This is a genomic window from Streptomyces coacervatus, assembly GCF_029223485.1.
Lineage (GTDB): Bacteria > Actinomycetota > Actinomycetes > Streptomycetales > Streptomycetaceae > Streptomyces > Streptomyces coacervatus.
The window spans coordinates 1-932 of sequence record NZ_JARHTP010000068.1 but is presented as its reverse complement, the minus strand read 5'-3'; the positions used below and the strand labels follow the sequence as shown (position 1 = coordinate 932).

At 70.0% G+C, this 932-nt stretch carries 1 protein-coding gene; it reads left to right on the top strand.

The window, feature by feature from the left end; all coding sequences use genetic code 11:
- A partial coding sequence (locus tag P2Q00_RS50600) for an NAD-glutamate dehydrogenase domain-containing protein (RefSeq protein WP_275781989.1) occupies window positions 1-932 on the top strand: 932 nt, incomplete at both ends.

Sequence of the window (932 nt, the reverse complement as noted above, 5' to 3'; positions counted from 1 at the left end):
GCTCAAGCCCGAGGGCGACTTCACGCTGTCGCTGTACGAGCCGGTCGGCGCCACCCGAGGCGAGCGCCGCTTCAAGATCTACCGCACCGGCGCGCCGGTGTCGCTGTCGGCCGTGCTGCCGGTGCTCCAGCGGCTCGGTGTCGAGGTGGTCGACGAGCGCCCGTACGAGCTGAAGCGCTCGGACCACACCAGGGCGTGGGTGTACGACTTCGGGTTGCGCCTGGACCGCTCGGTCGGCGACATCGGCGATGACGCCCGTGAGCGGTTCCAGGAAGCGTTCGCCGCGGTGTGGACCGACCAGGCGGAGAACGACGGCTTCAACGCCCTTGTGCTGCGCGCCGGTTTGACCTGGCGGCAGGCGATGGTGCTGCGCGCCTACGCCAAGTACCTGCGGCAGGCGGGCGCCCCGTTCAGCCAGGACTACATGGAGGAGACCCTCCGCACCAACGTCCACACCACCCGGCTGCTGGTCAACCTCTTCCAGGCCAGGATGTCCCCGGAGCACCAGCGCGCGGGCTCCGAGCTGATCGACGGGCTGCTGGAGGAGCTGGACGGCGCGCTGGACCAGGTCGCCTCGCTGGACGAGGACCGGATCCTGCGGTCCTTCCTCACCCTGATCAAGGCGACGCTGCGCACCAACTACTTCCAGCACGACGCGGACGGCAAGCCGCACCCGTACCTGTCGATGAAGTTCGACCCGCAGGCGATCCCGGACCTGCCGGCGCCGCGCCCGGCGTACGAGATCTGGGTGTACTCGCCGCGGGTCGAGGGCGTGCACCTGCGGTTCGGCAAGGTGGCGCGCGGTGGTCTGCGCTGGTCGGACCGGCGTGAGGACTTCCGTACCGAGGTGCTGGGCCTGGTCAAGGCGCAGATGGTGAAGTACACCGTGATCGTGCCGGTGGGCGCCAAGGGCGGCTTCGTCGGCACGCGGC